Here is a 16,568-nt window from a genome sequence, read left to right as displayed (position 1 = left end):
GCCTTGTGATTACCCCGACACGTTACTGGTATCTCCGTCATGGCGAGACAGACTGGAACAGGCAGGGTCTGTCACAGGGTCGGACCGATATACCGCTCAACGAAACCGGACTGGAGCAGGCGCGCAATGCCGGCAGTCTGCTGGCACAGGAGGCCTCGGGTGATCTGCGGATCAGCCGGATCGTGTCCTCCCCGCTGGCCCGCGCGCTTCGGACAGCCGAGGTTGCAGCAGACTCACTGAAAGAACGCTACGGCGTTCGCCCGGTCCTCACCATGGATGTAGGGCTGGAAGAAGTCTGCTTCGGCGAGCAGGAAGGTTGCCCGATGGGCGACTGGTATGATGACTGGGTCGAAGGGCACTACACGCCGCCGGGCGCCGAGCCGTTCGCTTTCCTGCGTGATCGCGCCGTGGCAGCCCTGAACCGGGCTCTGACCGGACAGGGCACAGTGCTGGTGGTGGCTCACGGTGCGTTGTTCCGCGCCCTGCGGTCAGCCATGCATCTGCCTGTGAATGTCCGGCTTCCCAACGCCATCCCGCTTGTGGCCGAGCCACCCGCTACGGCTGGAACGCCCTGGAACCTGAAGCAGCTCGGATAACGGTGTAGTGGTCTGTTCAGCCGAACAGATCGACGGCAGCGGATTTCACGGCTTTTCCATCCTTGCCGGCGCTCGCGGTGGTGAGCACATTCCCGGTTGAATCAAGACCGATGGAAAGACTGCCTCCATGTGACCGCTGGCCGGTTGCATTGATGGTGGTGTCGGCCATTTTGGCCGGAGCAGCGGATGCCCGACCACGATGCTGGAGCGCGAGCAGAGAATAGCTGGTCCCACTCAGGGATGCTGAACTCGTCATGGCGTATGTCCTTCAATAGATCACATCGACATTACGACAGGCGTGTTAACGCACGGTAAATTTACGGATACAATCAAACAGAGCCTATTCTCCGGCGTTACTCTCTGTGCGGTAATCGCTTCATGACTCGGAGATCAATCAAATGACTTTCAAAACAACGATCAGAAACGCCTTTCTGGCCTCCGCTGTTTTTGCAGCGTCAGTTTCCATAGCATCGGCTGCGGACAAGAACGAGATGTTCATGGGCAGCTTCTCGGGTGAGCACGCAGCAACCTCCCATCCCGCAGGCATGGTCGATGCCACCCTTGATTCCAGAACGCATGAACTGACCTACAGCATCCAGTGGTCCGGACTGTCAGGCCCCGTGAACGCCGCCCATTTCCACGGTCCCGCCGCCCCGGATCAGGATGCCGGTGTCGTCGCTCCCATCGACGGCCCCTACACCAGCCCCCTGAAAGGCACGATCAAACTCGACAGCAAGCAGGTCAAGGAACTTGAGGCCGGGAAAATCTATGTGAACCTGCACACCGCCGAACACCCTAATGGCGAAGCCCGGGCGCAGCTGGTCAAAAACTGAGCACCCGCAGGCCGGTCATGACCGCAGCCCCTCTGCGCGAGGATTGGCCAATATTTATGAGTGATCCGGGAGGGGGGCGGCAAACGCGTGCTGTGAAGCACGATTCTGTCGCTCTCTTTTTCCATCTGCGCACAGGATTTCACTGAACAGGCAGAGCTGCGAGGCAGGTGTAATGTTTGACGCCGTCATCATTGAAAAAAACGACGAGGGACAAGCTGCGTCTTTCCGTCAGATAGCTCTGGACGCGCTGCCTGTGGGTGACGTGCTGGTGAAAGTCGAGTGGTCCACACTCAACTACAAGGATGCCCTCGCCATTACCGGCAAAGGACCGATTGTGAAATCCTGGCCGATGGTGCCGGGAGTGGATTTTGCCGGCACGGTCGTTGAATCCGCCTCTCCTGACTTCCTCCCCGGTGACAAGGTGCTGCTCAATGGCTGGGGTGTTGGGGAAAAGCACTGGGGTGGCCTCGCCGGTCTTGCTCGGGTCAGCAGTGAATGGCTGATACGGCTGCCTGCCGCTTTCTCCGCAAGGCAGGCCATGATTCTCGGGACGGCAGGTTATACGGCCATGCTCTGCGTCATGGCGCTTGAACATGCGGATGTTAAGCTCAACGATGGACCTGTGCTGGTGACGGGCGCATCAGGCGGCGTGGGCAGTATCGCGGTGATGCTGCTCTCCGGACTTGGCTATGAAACGGTCGCCGTCACGGGGCGGATGGCGGAAAAGGACTATCTTGAGAGTCTCGGCGCCAGCCGGGTGATCCAGCGGGATCTGTTCACCAGCAAAAGCCGTCCGTTGGAAAAGGCCGAATGGGCTGGTGCGATTGATGTCGTCGGAGGGCAGGTGCTGGCGTCAGTCTGCGCTGCTGTCCGGTTGCACGGCGCTGTGGCCGCGTGCGGTCTTGCGGGCGGAATGGATCTGCCTTTGACCGTCGCCCCGTTCATCCTGCGTGGCGTGAGTCTTCTCGGCATCGACAGCACCCTGTGCCCACGTGAACAGCGGATCAGGGCGTGGGATCGACTTGCTGGTCTGATCGACGTCACACGACTGGAAGAGGTTGTCAGTGAATACCCGCTCTCGCAGGCCGTCGAGGCAGCGCATGCGTTGATGGACGGCCGGACGCGGGGACGAATTCTGATCAACGTCGCGGGATAGAGCGTTTTCACGACAGGTGTAGAGCGGGCAGTCATAAGACCCGCTCAGAATTTTGCCTGCCCTACCCCCATCAGCAGACGCCCCCGCCCCGAAAGCGCTTTATGGCGTCACGGGATGACTGCGATACCTGTGATTTCGACTTTCCAGCTTGGGTCCGCAAGTTTCGCCTCGACCGTGGCGCGCGCAGGCTTGTTGGCCCGATCCAGCCAGACATCCCATGCCCGGTTCATGGCCCCCATATCGCTGATGTCGGCCAGAAAGATCTGCACCGACAGAAGATTGCTCTTGCTGGTGCCCGCTTCGGCCAGCAGCACATCGATCTGGCGCAGAATATCAGCAGTCTGGCCTTCCGCGTCCAGTGTCGCATCATCGGCGACCTGCCCAGCGAGATAAACCATATTGCCGCAGACGGAGGCTCCGCTGAGACGTTCTTCCGGGGCGAGGCGTTTGATGGTCATGAGTAACCTTTGTTCTGGATAGCGGATTCATAAAACATATAATGGCCCCGTCTGTCCTGATCGGGCGAAGGCAGGGCCGACAGAAAGATGGAATTTTTCTGATTTTCCACCATTTCTGGCAACAGATCCCATGTCGTCACCAGCACAGACGCAGAAGTTTCTTGTCGCCATGGGCGCCAATCTCACCCGAAAAAACGCTCATCCATGAATTTCCAAACAGGCTCGCAGGATTTCAAAACCGCCCACCTGATACTCATGAAACCAATAATGTTTATATAAATATACAAAAAATAAAGAATTATATACAACACAATTTCAATTAAACACTAAAACTGGTTGCTTTATATATGTAACGCTACCCCTGTCACACTGTTACTTCTTCACACGAGATCGTATATAACTACTTCGACGGAATATTTTCACATATCCCCGGAAACCGTTCAGATACAATAAACATTTCCTGCTACTGGTTTTTTTGTTTTTACAGAGCAAGAAAGCCCAGCCACACACTCACTCTGGCTATGGCGGCTTCTGTGCTTCAAATGTGGAAAAATTTACGCGGAAAATGGGGCTGAAACCACACCACGGAACCGTTTGCCGTCAGTTCACTGCGACTGCCTGCGGAGGCAAGGATATTCAAAAATGGAACGATCACAGGTTGTTGCAGGAAGTATCTCACGCATGGAGATGCCTGCTGACGGGACCGCTTCCAGAGGCTAGACTTCTGGTGCTGCGGTATCAGATCGACCATGCCAGCCCGGAATCAGGGCTGTCATATGAGGAGAACAGGCGTTGAAAATCATCATCGACACAGATCCCGGACAGGATGACGCCCTGACAATTCTCCTCGCTCTCGTCAGTCCCGAGATCGAGTTGCTGGGCGTCACCACGGTCTCGGGGAATGTCGATGTCGATCAGGCGACCATCAATGCCCTGAAGACAATGGAACTGGCCGGTCGGCCAGATATTCCGGTGTGTCGGGGCGCAGAGCGTCCTCTTCTTCGCGCCCCCGTCAACGCCATGCATGTGCATGGTCGCACCGGCTTTGAAGGAGCGGATTTACCTGAGCCCTTGACGAACGCGTCTCCGGAGCATGCGGTCGACTTCCTGATCCGTAGCGTCATGGAAAATCCGCCTGGAGCCATCACGATCTGCGCCATCGGCCCCATGACCAACCTGGCTCTGGCCCTCTCACGCGAACCCGCGCTGCGAACACGGATCGGCCGGACTGTCACCATGTCCGGCGCATTTTCCGAAGTCGGTAACATCACGCCCAGCGCGGAATTCAATGTCTATGTCGACCCTCATGCCGCCGCCATCGTGCTGGAATCAGATATCCCCATCATCATGCTGCCGCTGGATGTAACACACACGCTGCACACGAGCGCAGCCCGTCTGGCCCGTCTGGAGGCAATCCCCAACCGTGTGGGCCCGGTCGTTGCTGACTGGCTGCGGTTCGAGAAACGCTTTGAAGCCAACAAATACGGCACGGACGGAGGCCCACTGCACGACCCGAACACCGTGCTCTGGTTGCTGAAACCGGACCTGTATCGCGGACGGCAGGTCAATGTGCGCGTGGAGACCGGCAGCGAACTGACGATGGGCATGACTGTCGTGGACTGGTGGGGTGTCAGCGATTTGCCGAAAAATGTTCTGTTTCTCAGGGAATGCGATGTCGAAGCCGTCTATGATCTGATCGCGGAGCGTCTGGCCCGTTTCTGAGGCTGGTTTCAAAAGGTTGTTTCATCATACTGTTTCGATAAGAAATGAGTGTTTTGGCGCCAGCTTTTTTCCAGACACACGATGCTCTCTGAAGCTTTTTGGAAAAGCTTCACCAAAAACTTTTTCATGATTTATAAGTGGTTTTCATGGACAGGCTTCTGCCACAGCCATCCGGGATAACCTGGGTGACAATCCTCGTCCTGAACGGATAAAGGACGTGATCTTTGCAAAAGACAGGCTGAGTGCATGGCCGATAGCCGCTGAACGTTCTGTCCGACTGACGGAGCGTCATGAGAGTCCGATTATGTTATCTCGCTATCAGGACAGAATATTCCATCAAATGAAACCACATGACGGCAGTCCGCAACCGAGACGGTATCCCCGCGTGAATCGCAGGGCATCTTCGTCCTTGATCTGGAAAAACCTGCTGAAGCTGTAACTCCTCTCCAAAACGAGCATACTTGGCTCCCACCGGCAGATCTGTCGAAGCGTCGGGCAGGCTATGACGGCGGACGTCACTTCCCTTCTGCTCGCCGCCTGTACGACATCGGCCCACCATCTAATGGAACATGAACAGAAAAACTTATTCCATACCATGGATATTTCCATATACTATGGTATCAGGCTGCGTACGGTGATCCTGATTCCCAAAGAGACTTTCAACAGCACGCACCATCTGCCGACCCTGCTCACGAGATCAATCTATGGGGCAGACGACATCACCAGCCAGATGGATGACCGGAGCGAGACCTGTCTCTTTGACGCTTGGGGAAGCCTAGAGAAGATCCTATTTGAATGCGTGCATTCAAATACGTGAAGATGCTCGTAAAAACAATAAACTAGAGCATTTCCACCGAACCGGTTTTCGATGGAAATGCTCAAGTCGGGAAGAAAACCATTCATCTGAACGCCCGATATAAAAAGGGCGGATATCCCGATGGGAATATCCGCCCTGAACATAAGAAAGTTTTTGATGAAGCTTTTCCCGAAAAGCTTCATCAAATGTCGCTTATCAAACAAGCGACATCCATAATTTTAATGACTCAATGCGCCACCGCATCATCAGGCAGTGTGTAAGCAATAATCTCATCACTGACATCCGGTGAATGACTCATGCCGCCTGCTGAAATCACCACATATTCTTTACCTGTTTTCGGAGAGCGGAACACCAGTGGGGCCGCCGGAGCGCCAGCGGGTAGGCGCGTTTTCCAAACTTCCTCTCCCGTCAGCGAGTTCAGCGCACGCAGATAATAGTCCTGTGTACCGGCGAAGAACACCAGACCGGATGCTGTTGAGGTCGGACCTCCGAGCGTTGGCAGTCCCAGTGGCACGTCCATGTGCGTCTTCAGACCCATCGGACCCGTATCCGTCACCGTGCCAAGCGGCTCCTGCCACAGCAGCTTCCTGCTCCGTAGATCGATGGCGTTCATCGTGCCGAAAGGCGGCGTGTTGCAGGGTACAGCCAGCGGCGACTGCAGGATGTCGATGCGGACGCCCTGATACGGACCAGCCACCTGCGGACGCAGCGTGCCCATGAAGCCGGGAACTTCGTCCATCGAAATCCTGTAGTGCGAGGCGTTCTTTTTGTTCACCAGCATCATGCGCAACGGAACACGCATGTCGTTGACGAACATCAGTCCACGGGCTTCGTCGATGGAGACGCCACCCCAGTTCATGCCACCAAGCAGACTGGGATATTCGATGTAAGGTTTCTCGCCCGGGGGCGTGAAAGCCCCTTCATAAACCGAATTGCGGAACATGATGCGGCAGTAGAGCTGGTCGAACGTGCTCACACCCCACATGGAGTTTTCCGTCAGCGGCTTGACGCCGATTTCAGGCATTCCCACGGAGAAAGGCTGTGTCAGGGACAGATGCTCGCCTTCCGCCGCCGGCTGCGTGGCAACCTGCTTTTCGACCACATCCGTCACCGGCTGACCCGTGCGACGATCCACCACAAAGATGTTGCCGGTCTTGGTCGTCTGGATCAGGGCGGGAACGGTCTCACCCTGCTTGTTCGTCATATCGAACAGAACCGGCTGCGAAGGAAGGTCATAATCCCAGACATCGTGATGTACGGTCTGGAAAACCCATTTCGTCTGACCGGTCGAAGCATCGACAGCGACAATAGCCGCGCCGAACTTCTCTTTCACCGCGTCACGATCGCCACCCCAGTAGTCCGGCGGTCCGTTGCCGGTCGGCAGATAGACCAGATTCAGAGCGCGGTCATAGGTCGGGATGGTCCACACATTGGGCGTTTCCAGCGTGTAGCTCTTGCCCGGGTCCGCCGCGTTGGCGTTGTCCGGATCACCGACATCCCAGGCCCATGCAAGTGCGCCAGTACGAACGTCATAGGCGCGGACCACACCGGAAGGCTCACCGTGCACGATGTCACGCACCCAGCCACCGATCACCGCCGTATGGCCCATCAGCACGGGAATACCCGTGGGATGATAGCGTTTGCCGTTTTCCACTGGCCCCATGCGAGGCTTGAGGTCAACAACACCGTTATTTCCGAATTTCGGGCAGAGCTTGCCGGTATGAGCATCCAGACCGATGAGACGGGCGTCGATCGTGTTGACAATGATGCTCTGGCGGCAGGGCGCTTCTGGATCAACGGCCCTGTCCCCGGGGGACAGAGTCTGATCCTTGTCCGTGTCGTAATATCCAACACCACGGCAGGAGACGTGTTCGGCCGAATGCGCCTGAGGATCGAACTTCCAGAGCGCCTTGCCCGTATCACCGTCGATGGCGGTGACCAGATCTTCCGGTGTGCAGGAATAGAGCACGTTGCCGATCTGCTGCGGCGTGTTTTCATCGACGCCCGTGCCAGCGCCGGTCATGCGGCGGCCCGTGTGGTAGACCCACGCCACCTGCAGATGGCCGACATTCTCGGGGGTGATCTGGCTGTAGGGCACATAGCGCGTGCCGTGTTCATTGCGGGCAAAATACTGCCAGTCGTCCGGCACATCCTCTTTCGCCACGGCCAGAGGCGGCTGTTTGCTGAAACCGGTGTCGTTGTGGATCGCGCCATGTGGCGTGAAAGCTTCGAACAGGGTGATCAGCAGGCAGCATGTGAGCGCCAGTCCACCCAGCACGCTCCACTTGCGTGTCTTCGGTGCGAATGTCTGGAGCGTCGCGGCAGCCCAGAGACTGAGGGTGAACAGAACCGCCGGCACGACGAGACGGGGTAGCAGCGCCCAGTATCCAAACTCCGGTGTGTCGAACAGGGCCCAGAGAAGGGTCGCGACAAACACGCCGGTCGAGAAAGGCAGCGCAATCCGCTGTTTCAGGGCCAGCAGAATGGCGACGACGATGTAGCCGAGGCCCGCGAACAGATAATAAAGCGAGCCACCGAGCATGACGAGATTGAAACCGCCCGCCGCAAGGCCGATCCCGACCAGAAGGGAGAATAGCGCGACCAGAACACGCCAGCCATCAGGCAGGCCGAACTTCCGGCAAGTGGGCTGAAGATCACCCATAAGACACTCCAGAAAGCATCCCGGCAGGCGCCGGAAAGTCTTGTGAATTTACCCGCTCCCTCTGACTGAAAAAACAGAGAGCGCATAGTCAAAAATTTCTGGCCAGATTTCGTCGGAAATCAGGGAGTTGGGGCTGCTGCGACTTCAGGGAAAGTGGCGTTCCGGCGTGTGAGTGATGAACGGCGGGAAGCGTCACCGAGGACCCAGTTCCTCTTTCAGGGGCGTCTCCTCACGGATTTCCTGTGAATACTCCGCGTCAGGGCTTGCGCCCTCCGGCCTGCGAATACGGCTCATCTTTTTCAGCGTTGAAAAATCGTATTTCTGATCCAGAAAGCCAAGGTCATATGCCAGAGAAGCAGTGTAGCCGCTGAGCAGTACTCGCCAGTCAAGACGGTAGCGCCAGCGTGCATCGGCACGTTGCAGGATGCCGGTCGTGCAATTGTCCGTCAGTGTGTTGTACCACTGGGGGTGCGTATTCAGACTGTGAATTTCCATGAGATAACTAAGAAACAGACGACGCCCTGTCTCGGGTGCAAGGAGCAGATGGTAAAGATAGACACGTTCTTTACGAATGTCGGTTCTTACACCGATCAGATCGCGCTCATCAGCCGTCACATAGAACAGTTCATAGTGATGAAAGAATCCCGCAATCGTTGAATAGGAAAATCGCTTCTGGCGTCTGGTTTCAATAGAAACAGCAAGATGCCTCCCATCCCTGAATCCGAATGAGAGGAAGACGTGTGCTATGGCGTCACCGGCCCAGTAAGACGTGACAAGATCGACACCGGACAGTGCGTCGAGGTCATAGTCAGCATCGTAGTAGGCCGCCTTGTAATCGGTCTCTGTTTTATAAGTAAAATTCCGGATGTGACTGACATGCACCCTATGTCCGCTGATGCGTGCGTCAGCCGGAATGGCGTATTCGGTCGCCCAGATACGGTCATTACGGGGCGCATCCGTCAGATACCACCCCCAGAAGCCGGTCAGGAGGAATGCGCACCCTATCATGCGGATTTTTCCACCCGACCAAAGGCAGGCCGCAAGCAGAACAGGAAACAGGACAGCAAGGCCTGTCCGCAGCCAGTCAGGAAGAATGGTCGAGTACCAGAATGCCGCCATACTGAACAGCAGCATGCCGCCACACGCCACATAACAGAGCCATCGTCCGGTTTTGTGCCTCATTATTTCCAGCTTCTCCCAGTCGACACATATTCTCCACCGATACGGACGATATTCTTTTTCGTCATATCGCCTGAAGGAGGGGCGTCACTGGATGTTTCCAGAATCTGCTGAAACAGAATGCGCCGGACTTCCGCAATCGTCACCGGGTTTGACTGGGTGGAATGTTCCGAGTGTTTCACAACCAGTTCTGAATTGACGTAAGGAACATGGGCGCTTTCATAATCCACAACACCGTCGCTGGCTGTGGAGGACGGACCATTTCCTGTCACCGGAATGATGGAGTGCGCTTCGACCTCCGGCGCTACCTCAATGGCGGACAGGGACTGGATGAAGCTGCTTTGCGGTGACATGCCGTAAACGCTGGCTACCCGCCAGGGACTCATATCCAGCCGCAACGCATCATCGGCCTGAATGAGCTGATTAAGAACATGCGTGACAGTAAAAGGAAGCGTTATCATCCTTCCCAGAAAACGTGAGACGGAGAGGGTTGCCAGATAACTGCCGTGCTGCGGGGTGGAAATGAACACAACAGTTTTCACCTCCGGCATTACTGACGGGAAAAGGGCTTCTTTAAGCAGGCTCCTTGTTTCAGGCGCAAGATTGAGGTGATCAAGGGGAACGGAAACCATACCGTCCCACAAGTGGTTTTCAGCATTGATAACCAGCATCTTGGAAAGAAGGCCGCCCTGACTGTGTCCAATCAGAGTGATGTGACCCAGTGCCGGGTCCGCCTGCACGCCACCCAGATTATGAATGGCTTCCTGCAGTGACTGCCTGAGTTGAATGGCGGAATACGGAATGGGATTTCCCGTGCCGTAAGAGAAAACCCAGAATTCGAAATGCTTGCGGATTTCCGGGTCCGCCAGCAGATCATTGACCATATTGGCCCACCGGCCGGCGCTGGAGGCTGTGCCATAAACAAGCACTACCGGCATACGCCCTTTTTTATGGGGCTCTATCGCGGCAAGCTGAAGCCTTTTGTGGTCATCGAAATAACGACCATTGAGGAAACTGGCATATTCGGCAGACCAGTCGACGGATTCACTCAGGCTAATGGCGCGGGCGGTGGTAGGGTCATACTGCAACGCAACCTGATGACTGTCCTCGCGGCGCTCCGTGGCGTTGTCATTGGCGGTCAGAATCAGACGACCGGACATATGATCCGACAGAACCTGTTCCCTTGAGTGGTCAAGCTCAATGAAAAGACTGACCGGCACGCGCATCTTGTCCGAAATCTGGAAGGAGTGCGTCTCGCCGGGGTTCATCCGTGGGATGGCGGCGAGCGGTTCACCCAGCCCGGATGTGGAATAGATGTTGTTCAGTCCACTGACTTCAAAGCGGGCGGTCGGACGGAAATCCGTCAGGGTATGACCATGCCAGTTCAGATCGTCAGGATTGGCCTGCAACTCCAGTCGTCCGACAGGGAGCGTCCAGACCTGGGAGTTTACCCGGGCCGGAGAGCCGAGCGCCTCTGTCAGAGCCAGCATGTAGAGGTCGCATGCCTGACGGAAATGCACGTCATACGGATTGGGGCGCTCCCCCTCCGGCGCATCCGGTGACAGATAGGCGTAGGCGTACAGAGCCGCCATCATGAACTGAGCCGGATCGTGGCGGCGGCGCGCCAGCAGGTAGCTCAGCTCCGCCAGCGCAAACATCTGGGATGAGAGATCCGAGGTATAGAAGCCTGCCTGTGTTGCGGTCCGCAGCGAGGCGAGCGCTTGCTCAGGCTGTTTTTTCCAGACTGAAAGCAGGTTCTGTCGTTGCAGAACCGTATGGGTCGAGGCGCTGAAATGATCGGCTTCCAGCGCGCTGCGGGTACGCTCCCTATAGGCGTCGACCAGACTGAGACGGTGGACGGAAATCGGTGAGCAGGCTGAAAGCGCCATCAGAACAGCGAGGCCGGACATTGTCTGCCGTAGCCTCTCCTGTCTTTTCCTTGTCATCCTACACATCGACCAAACCTGCTCCCTGTTGTTCTGTATCCAGCCGCCACGACATGACCCGGCATGTCGGTCGCGATATGCCGCTTGCTGCCCCAGATCTTCTTGCCCGCGTCATAACCGCGTGGGCCGCCATTTCCAGCGGTTTTAACCGATCGGCTGACGATGGTGCCCACTGAAGGCGTGGCGTCCCGTCCGTCCTGCTCACGCGACAGGATCACGGGAATATGGTTCATGGTTTCCCATCGTCCCGCACGCATCCAACGGTAGAAATAGCCCAGTAAGGTCGTGAAGGCGGGAAAGTGTCGGGGCAGTCGCCGCCACTGGCAGCCCGTGGTGACGATAGAGAGGATCGCCTCCATGACCCGGCGCAGATCCGTACGTCGTGGTCTGCCCAGTCGTTTCCTCTCGGGCATCAGCGGCGCAATCAGCGCCCATTCCGCATCGCGCAGGTCGCTTGCATATTCCAGATCATCCCTTTGATACTGATCTCGGGTGATTTCAGTCCAGACCATCCTGATCTCGTCAGGTTCTCGCAAACCCATGAATCATAACCCGCTGAAATCACTCAACTCATTTCCGGTCAGACACTGAGGTAACTCAAGAAAAAATTTATCTTCTGTCGTTTTGATAGTGATCAATCCTGCTCCATATTCCTGAACAATCCTGCCGTTGTGGGATTGGATGCAACCTGCCTGCAATGCGGCAAAAGCGCTTCCGAGCGTAGGATGCACCGCGAATGCGAGTTCACTTCCAGGGGTGAAAATCCGAAGTCTGTATGCAGCGGTCGGGCGTGTTGGCGGTAGAAGGAAAGTTGTTTCCGACAGATTGGTCCAGCGGGCAATAATGGCCTGCATGTCTGCCGTTTCCGGATTTTCAGCATCAAGAACCACAGCAACAGGGTTACCCTTGAAGGGCATGGAAGAAAATACGTCCCCAATCCTGAAAACGCGGTATCATATTGTTTGATCCCGATACATTGTTTGGAGGCTTTTTGAAAAAAGCCCCACTAAAAATTCTGTTTATTTTGAACTGCAAATCGGGATCAAAGGGGCTGTCTCCCTTTATGGAAGCTGGGACAACGCCCCGCGATATGGCTGTTTCCAGTTTGAATCGGTTTATAAAACTTTTGAAAAACCGTCTGGATTCCACCCGGTGAAACTATAGCGCGCGTGTTCCCCTGTCCGCTTCAGGGGAGGAGCCTGTACCTTGGAGGACTACACTTTCAAATACCAGCATCTCATGTCCGCCCCGCATGAAGTGCTCACATACCCGCATGCCGATGCCTCCCAGAACCTTGCGGGAAGCAATATTGCTGTCACGTGCGACGGCCACCACACGGGAAAAGCCCGCAGCATGAGCATGACGGAGCGCCGCCGCCGCCGCTTCCCGGGCAAGCCCCCGTCCGGCCGCCCAGGGGTAAATGGCGAACCTGAGGGCGACACCCCGCCCATCAGGCCGTTCATGCACGCCAGTGATGCCGATGAGTTGTCCGTTCTCACGGATGGCGAACATGCCTGTGCCGTGTTTTGCCCAGAAGGTAATGTCGGACACCATTTCCGCTTCAGCCTGCTGGCGGTTGCGCACGCCGCCCAGCATCATGGCGAACGCGCCGCCATCCGCCTTGAGGCGGGCAATGTCCTCCATGTCGCGCCATGAAACAGGCGTCAGTGTGAGGCGGGCGGTGCGGAGAATATGCAGGCTCATGGATGATCTATCAGAAACACCCTGAAGTGAGTTTGTAAAACAGAAATCAGCAGGAGTTTCGCTGTCTGCTTTTTTGTCGGGTTGGCTTTGAAAGGGCTGAGTGCTTTTAAGCTTTTTGAAAAAAGCTTTACCAAAAACTTTTTGTTAATTCATAAAGGGTTTTTGTGAGTAGACTTTAAGACCCACACAAAATTATCATGAATAAAACCCTAGTTTTATTGCACGACTGCAAAAGCAAGTCGGGATCAAAGGGACTGTGTCCCTTTGTGGGGCACGGGGCAACGCCCCGCAAAATGCCCCCTCCCGAATGCAGTTTATCGCGCCAGCGGACGATACTTGATGCGGCTTGGCTCGACCGAGGCATCACCCAGACGACGCTTCTTGTCTTCCTCATAGGCCTGGAAGTTACCCTCGAACCATTCGACATGGCTGTCGCCCTCAAAGGCGAGGATATGCGTGGCGAGGCGATCGAGGAACCAGCGATCATGGGAGATGATCACGGCGCAGCCCGGATATTCGGCCAGCGCGTCTTCCAGCGCGCGGAGCGTGTCCACGTCGAGATCGTTGGTCGGTTCGTCCAGCAGGATGACGTTGCTTTCCTTGCGGAGCATCTTCGCAAGATGAACGCGGTTACGCTCACCGCCCGACAGGATGCCGACCTTCTTCTGCTGGTCAGCGCCCTTGAAGTTGAACGCGCCGACATAGGCGCGAGACGCAACCGCGCGCTTGCCGAGATAGATGACATCCGTGCCGCCCGAGATTTCTTCCCAGACGGTCTTGTTGTCATCGAGACTGTCGCGGGATTGATCGACGTAACCCAGTTCAACCGTGTCGCCGACGGTCAGCTTGCCGCCATCCGGCTGCTCCTGCCCGGTGATCATCTTGAACAGTGTGGACTTACCGGCGCCGTTCGGTCCGATCACACCGACAATACCGCCCGGCGGCAGCTTGAAGTTCAGCTTGTCGATCAGAAGCTGGTCACCAAAGCCTTTGCACAGATCTTCTGCCTCGATCACCACATTGCCCAGACGGGGGCCGGGGGTGATGACGATTTCCGCCGTGCCGTTCGCCTTCTCGTTGCTCTTGGCCAGCAGTTCTTCGTACTTGGTGATACGGGCCTTGCTCTTCGCCTGACGGGCCTTCGGGCTGGAGGCGATCCATTCCTGCTCGGCGGCGAGGGCGCGCTGGCGGCCACTCTCTTCCTTCTCTTCCTGCGCCAGACGCTTGCGCTTCTGTTCCAGCCAGGAGGAATAATTACCTTCGAACGGATAGCCGCGACCGCGCTCGATTTCGAGGATCCAGTTGGTCACATTGTCGAGGAAGTAACGATCATGGGTGATGACCATGACGGTGCCTTCGTAGTCACGCAGGGTCTTTTCGAGCCAGGCCACGCTCTCGGCGTCGAGATGGTTGGTCGGTTCGTCAAGCAGCAGCAGATCAGGCTTTTCAAGCAGCAGGCGGCAGAGCGCAACGCGACGGCGCTCACCGCCTGAGAGCTTTTCGACCGGGCTGTCGGCGGGCGGGCAGCGCAGCGCGTCAAGCGCGATTTCCAGCTTGCGGTCGAGTTCCCAGCCGTCACCGGCGTCGATCTTCTCCTGAAGATCGGCCTGTTCGGCGAGAAGGGAGGTCATCTCGTCCTCGTCCATCGGTTCAGCAAATCTGGCGGAGATTTCGTTGAAGCGGTCAACCGCCTTCTTCAGTTCGCCAAAACCCTGAGCGGCATTCTCACCGACTGTCAGGTTCGGGTCGAGTTTCGGTTCCTGCTCGAGGTAGCCGACCTTCACACCTTCGGCGGCCCAGGCCTCGCCGCCATATTCCTTGTCGATCCCGGCCATGATCTTGAGCAGGGTCGATTTACCGGCGCCGTTGACACCGAGAACACCGATCTTCGCGCCTGGCATGAAGGACAGGGTGATGCCCTTGAAGACTTCACGACCGCCCGGATAGGACTTGGTCAGATCCTTCATCACATAGACATATTGATATGACGCCATGAGACGAAACTCCGTGACAGGAATGGAAGGACCGGCCCTGAGATGGCCAGAAAGGGCGAACGTCGGGCAGGTTCACACCCAGCCGATGGAGACGCCTGCGCCCGGCAGGACTTGAACCCGCAACCAAGCCGTTATGAGCGGCCCGCTCTAACCAATTGAGCTACGGGCGCGCAGGCGGCTCATCAATTCGCGCAACCCAACCCATTTTGCAAGCGTTCCGTGCAAGGAAATGTGACCGTCTTGGCAAGAAAGCGGTGCAGGGTTAGGCTCCGCCAGCAATTTATCCATTATGGAGCAGCACGATGGACGTCTCGAAACTTTCTCCCGGCAAAGATGTGCCGAACGACATCAACGTCGTGATCGAGATCCCGCAGGGGTCTTCGGTCAAATACGAGATCGACAAGGAAAGCGGCGCGCTGTTCGTGGACCGGTTCCTGTTCACGCCGATGGCCTACCCGGCAGCTTACGGCTTCATCCCCAACACGCTGGCCGCCGACGGTGACCCGGCTGACGCAATGGTGCTGACACCGCGCAATGTCGTTCCGGGCTGCGTGATCCGCGCCCGTCCGATCGGCGTGCTGCTGATGGAGGACGAGGCCGGACAGGACGAGAAAATCCTGTGCGTGCCGCACGACAAGATCCACCCGCAGTTCTCCAAGGTCGAGAAGATCGAAGACCTGCCCGAGATCCTGATTCAGGAAATCGAGCACTTCTTCACACGCTACAAGGATCTGGAGAAGGGCAAGTGGGTCAAGGTCACGGGCTGGGGCGACAAGGCCCGCGCCGGCGAGATCATCAAGGCATCCCTTGAGGCCGCCAAGAAGTAATGTTTTTTGCGCTTCGGTGACTGAAAACGCCCTGCTTCCGGTTTGGAGGCGGGGCGTTTTTTTATGTTTGTCGAGTTTGCAGATCCAGTCGGGGTGGTTTTCAGCGCTTTGCCCCGAACCCTGCAAAGGGGACACCGTCCCTTTGATCCCGGCTTGTTAAAGCAAAAAGTAAAGAGCCCGCGTTCTACTTCTGGGATCAGGCCGGAGCCTCGTTTTGTATCCTGAAGTTTGTTCCACGCTTGCGCCTGCCTGTCGGTTCATCTGGTCGACAGCAGAATATCCGCGCATATGGCTCTGTCCGAGTTTTCCGCACGATTTATTTGTCGGAATGGAGGGTGGCGGCTCACGCCAGAAATTCGTCACGCGCTTTGCTCAGCCAGCAGTGACATCCCCGCAAACCGGTTTCCTGTTCATGATTGCCAGACCGGTGATCTTTGTATGAATTTCTTTCGCATCTGACAGCTCGAATCCGCGTTTTTCCTTGCCTATGTTCCGTTTTTGTTCCAGAAGAGAACAAACGCGAACAAATTCTTAACGAGGCGTTTATGTCGAACCGACTGCGGATTTTCTGCAGGAACGTCTTTACAGGAACAAATTCTGGAACATATGCGGAACATGGATTATTCCCATGCCGCACGTTGCGGGAAGGGTCAGGCTTGTGACAGACTCGTCAC

General features: G+C 56.5%; 13 protein-coding genes, 1 tRNA gene and 1 pseudogene. 5 read left to right on the top strand and 10 right to left on the bottom strand.

The genetic code is table 11. The annotated features are described in order from the left end of the window. Positions 1-5: 5 nt before the first annotated feature. Positions 6-596, top strand: coding sequence for a histidine phosphatase family protein (locus A0U92_RS00220; RefSeq protein ID WP_077811473.1), 591 nt, complete (start codon positions 6-8; stop codon positions 594-596). A 16-nt stretch (positions 597-612) separates the two neighbouring features. Here the strand turns inward: A0U92_RS00220 and A0U92_RS00215 are convergent, their stop codons facing one another. Then, a complete protein-coding gene (locus A0U92_RS00215; protein ID WP_077811472.1) occupies positions 613-852 on the bottom strand; it encodes a hypothetical protein in 240 nt (79 codons plus the stop codon). A gap of 142 nt (positions 853-994) precedes the next feature. Here A0U92_RS00215 and A0U92_RS00210 point away from each other — a divergent pair, with 142 nt between their 5' ends. Together A0U92_RS00210 and acuI are read left to right on the top strand one after the other, a co-directional pair. Continuing rightward, positions 995-1,429, top strand: a complete 435-nt coding sequence (locus A0U92_RS00210; protein WP_077811471.1) for a CHRD domain-containing protein — start codon at positions 995-997, stop codon at positions 1,427-1,429. 172 nt (positions 1,430-1,601) lie between these two features. After that, on the top strand, positions 1,602-2,585 hold the full coding sequence (gene acuI, locus A0U92_RS00205; RefSeq protein WP_077811470.1) for an acrylyl-CoA reductase (NADPH): 984 nt from the start codon (positions 1,602-1,604) through the stop codon (positions 2,583-2,585). A 107-nt stretch (positions 2,586-2,692) separates the two neighbouring features. Here acuI and A0U92_RS00200 read toward each other — a convergent pair whose 3' ends face one another. Further along, positions 2,693-3,043 carry a RidA family protein gene (locus A0U92_RS00200; protein ID WP_077811469.1) on the bottom strand — a complete coding sequence of 117 codons (351 nt, stop codon included), beginning with the start codon at positions 3,041-3,043 and terminating at the stop codon, positions 2,693-2,695. Positions 3,044-3,835: 792 nt separating this feature from the next. Between A0U92_RS00200 and A0U92_RS00195 the strand changes: the two genes are divergently transcribed. Continuing rightward, the gene (locus tag A0U92_RS00195) at positions 3,836-4,765 is read left to right on the top strand and encodes a nucleoside hydrolase (RefSeq protein ID WP_077811468.1); all 930 of its coding nucleotides are present in this window, start codon (positions 3,836-3,838) and stop codon (positions 4,763-4,765) included. 1,043 nt (positions 4,766-5,808) lie between these two features. Here the strand turns inward: A0U92_RS00195 and A0U92_RS00185 are convergent. The 8 genes and pseudogenes from A0U92_RS00185 to A0U92_RS00150 form a co-directional block, all read right to left on the bottom strand. Continuing rightward, positions 5,809-8,244: a membrane-bound PQQ-dependent dehydrogenase, glucose/quinate/shikimate family gene (locus A0U92_RS00185; RefSeq protein WP_077811466.1), complete on the bottom strand. Its 2,436-nt coding sequence runs from the start codon at positions 8,242-8,244 to the stop codon at positions 5,809-5,811. 192 nt (positions 8,245-8,436) lie between these two features. Continuing rightward, on the bottom strand, positions 8,437-9,426 hold the full coding sequence (locus A0U92_RS00180) for an Lnb N-terminal periplasmic domain-containing protein (protein ID WP_077811465.1): 990 nt from the start codon (positions 9,424-9,426) through the stop codon (positions 8,437-8,439). Further along, positions 9,426-11,333 (bottom strand): esterase/lipase family protein, encoded by a 1,908-nt coding sequence (locus A0U92_RS00175; RefSeq protein ID WP_187668810.1) that lies wholly within the window; start codon positions 11,331-11,333, stop codon positions 9,426-9,428. The genes A0U92_RS00180 and A0U92_RS00175 overlap by 1 nt, the downstream gene beginning before the upstream one ends. A 77-nt stretch (positions 11,334-11,410) precedes the next feature. After that, positions 11,411-11,881: pseudogene (locus A0U92_RS00170) on the bottom strand (IS5 family transposase); the annotation flags it as partial. Between the two features lie 33 nt (positions 11,882-11,914). After that, positions 11,915-12,307, bottom strand: a complete 393-nt coding sequence (locus A0U92_RS00165; RefSeq protein WP_257788169.1) for a PhzF family phenazine biosynthesis protein — start codon at positions 12,305-12,307, stop codon at positions 11,915-11,917. A gap of 220 nt (positions 12,308-12,527) precedes the next feature. Next, entirely contained in the window at positions 12,528-13,073 is a 546-nt protein-coding gene (locus tag A0U92_RS00160; RefSeq protein ID WP_077811462.1) for a GNAT family N-acetyltransferase, read from the bottom strand. A gap of 314 nt (positions 13,074-13,387) precedes the next feature. Next, positions 13,388-15,067 (bottom strand): energy-dependent translational throttle protein EttA, encoded by a 1,680-nt coding sequence (gene ettA / locus A0U92_RS00155; RefSeq protein WP_077811461.1) that lies wholly within the window; start codon positions 15,065-15,067, stop codon positions 13,388-13,390. Positions 15,068-15,163: 96 nt separating this feature from the next. Further along, positions 15,164-15,237 (bottom strand) — tRNA-Ile (locus A0U92_RS00150). 132 nt (positions 15,238-15,369) lie between these two features. Between A0U92_RS00150 and ppa the strand changes: the two genes are divergently transcribed. Next, positions 15,370-15,894, top strand: coding sequence for an inorganic diphosphatase (ppa, locus tag A0U92_RS00145; protein WP_077811460.1), 525 nt, complete (start codon positions 15,370-15,372; stop codon positions 15,892-15,894). Positions 15,895-16,568: the final 674 nt, after the last annotated feature.

The sequence above is a fragment of the Acetobacter aceti genome, assembly GCF_002005445.1.
In the GTDB taxonomy this organism is placed as follows: Bacteria; Pseudomonadota; Alphaproteobacteria; order Acetobacterales; family Acetobacteraceae; genus Acetobacter; species Acetobacter aceti_B.
This window is presented reverse-complemented; position numbering and strand designations above follow the sequence as displayed.

Coding starts and splice junctions, on each gene's coding strand:
- A0U92_RS00185 (WP_077811466.1), bottom strand. CDS start 8,244: ATGGGTGATCTTCAGCCCACTTGCCGGAAGTTCGGCCTGCCTGATGGC.
- acuI (WP_077811470.1), top strand. CDS start 1,602: ATGTTTGACGCCGTCATCATTGAAAAAAACGACGAGGGACAAGCTGCG.
- A0U92_RS00175 (WP_187668810.1), bottom strand. CDS start 11,333: ATGTCCGGCCTCGCTGTTCTGATGGCGCTTTCAGCCTGCTCACCGATT.
- A0U92_RS00215 (WP_077811472.1), bottom strand. CDS start 852: ATGACGAGTTCAGCATCCCTGAGTGGGACCAGCTATTCTCTGCTCGCG.
- ppa (WP_077811460.1), top strand. CDS start 15,370: ATGGACGTCTCGAAACTTTCTCCCGGCAAAGATGTGCCGAACGACATC.
- ettA (WP_077811461.1), bottom strand. CDS start 15,067: ATGGCGTCATATCAATATGTCTATGTGATGAAGGATCTGACCAAGTCC.
- A0U92_RS00200 (WP_077811469.1), bottom strand. CDS start 3,043: ATGACCATCAAACGCCTCGCCCCGGAAGAACGTCTCAGCGGAGCCTCC.
- A0U92_RS00210 (WP_077811471.1), top strand. CDS start 995: ATGACTTTCAAAACAACGATCAGAAACGCCTTTCTGGCCTCCGCTGTT.
- A0U92_RS00160 (WP_077811462.1), bottom strand. CDS start 13,073: ATGAGCCTGCATATTCTCCGCACCGCCCGCCTCACACTGACGCCTGTT.
- A0U92_RS00180 (WP_077811465.1), bottom strand. CDS start 9,426: ATGAGGCACAAAACCGGACGATGGCTCTGTTATGTGGCGTGTGGCGGC.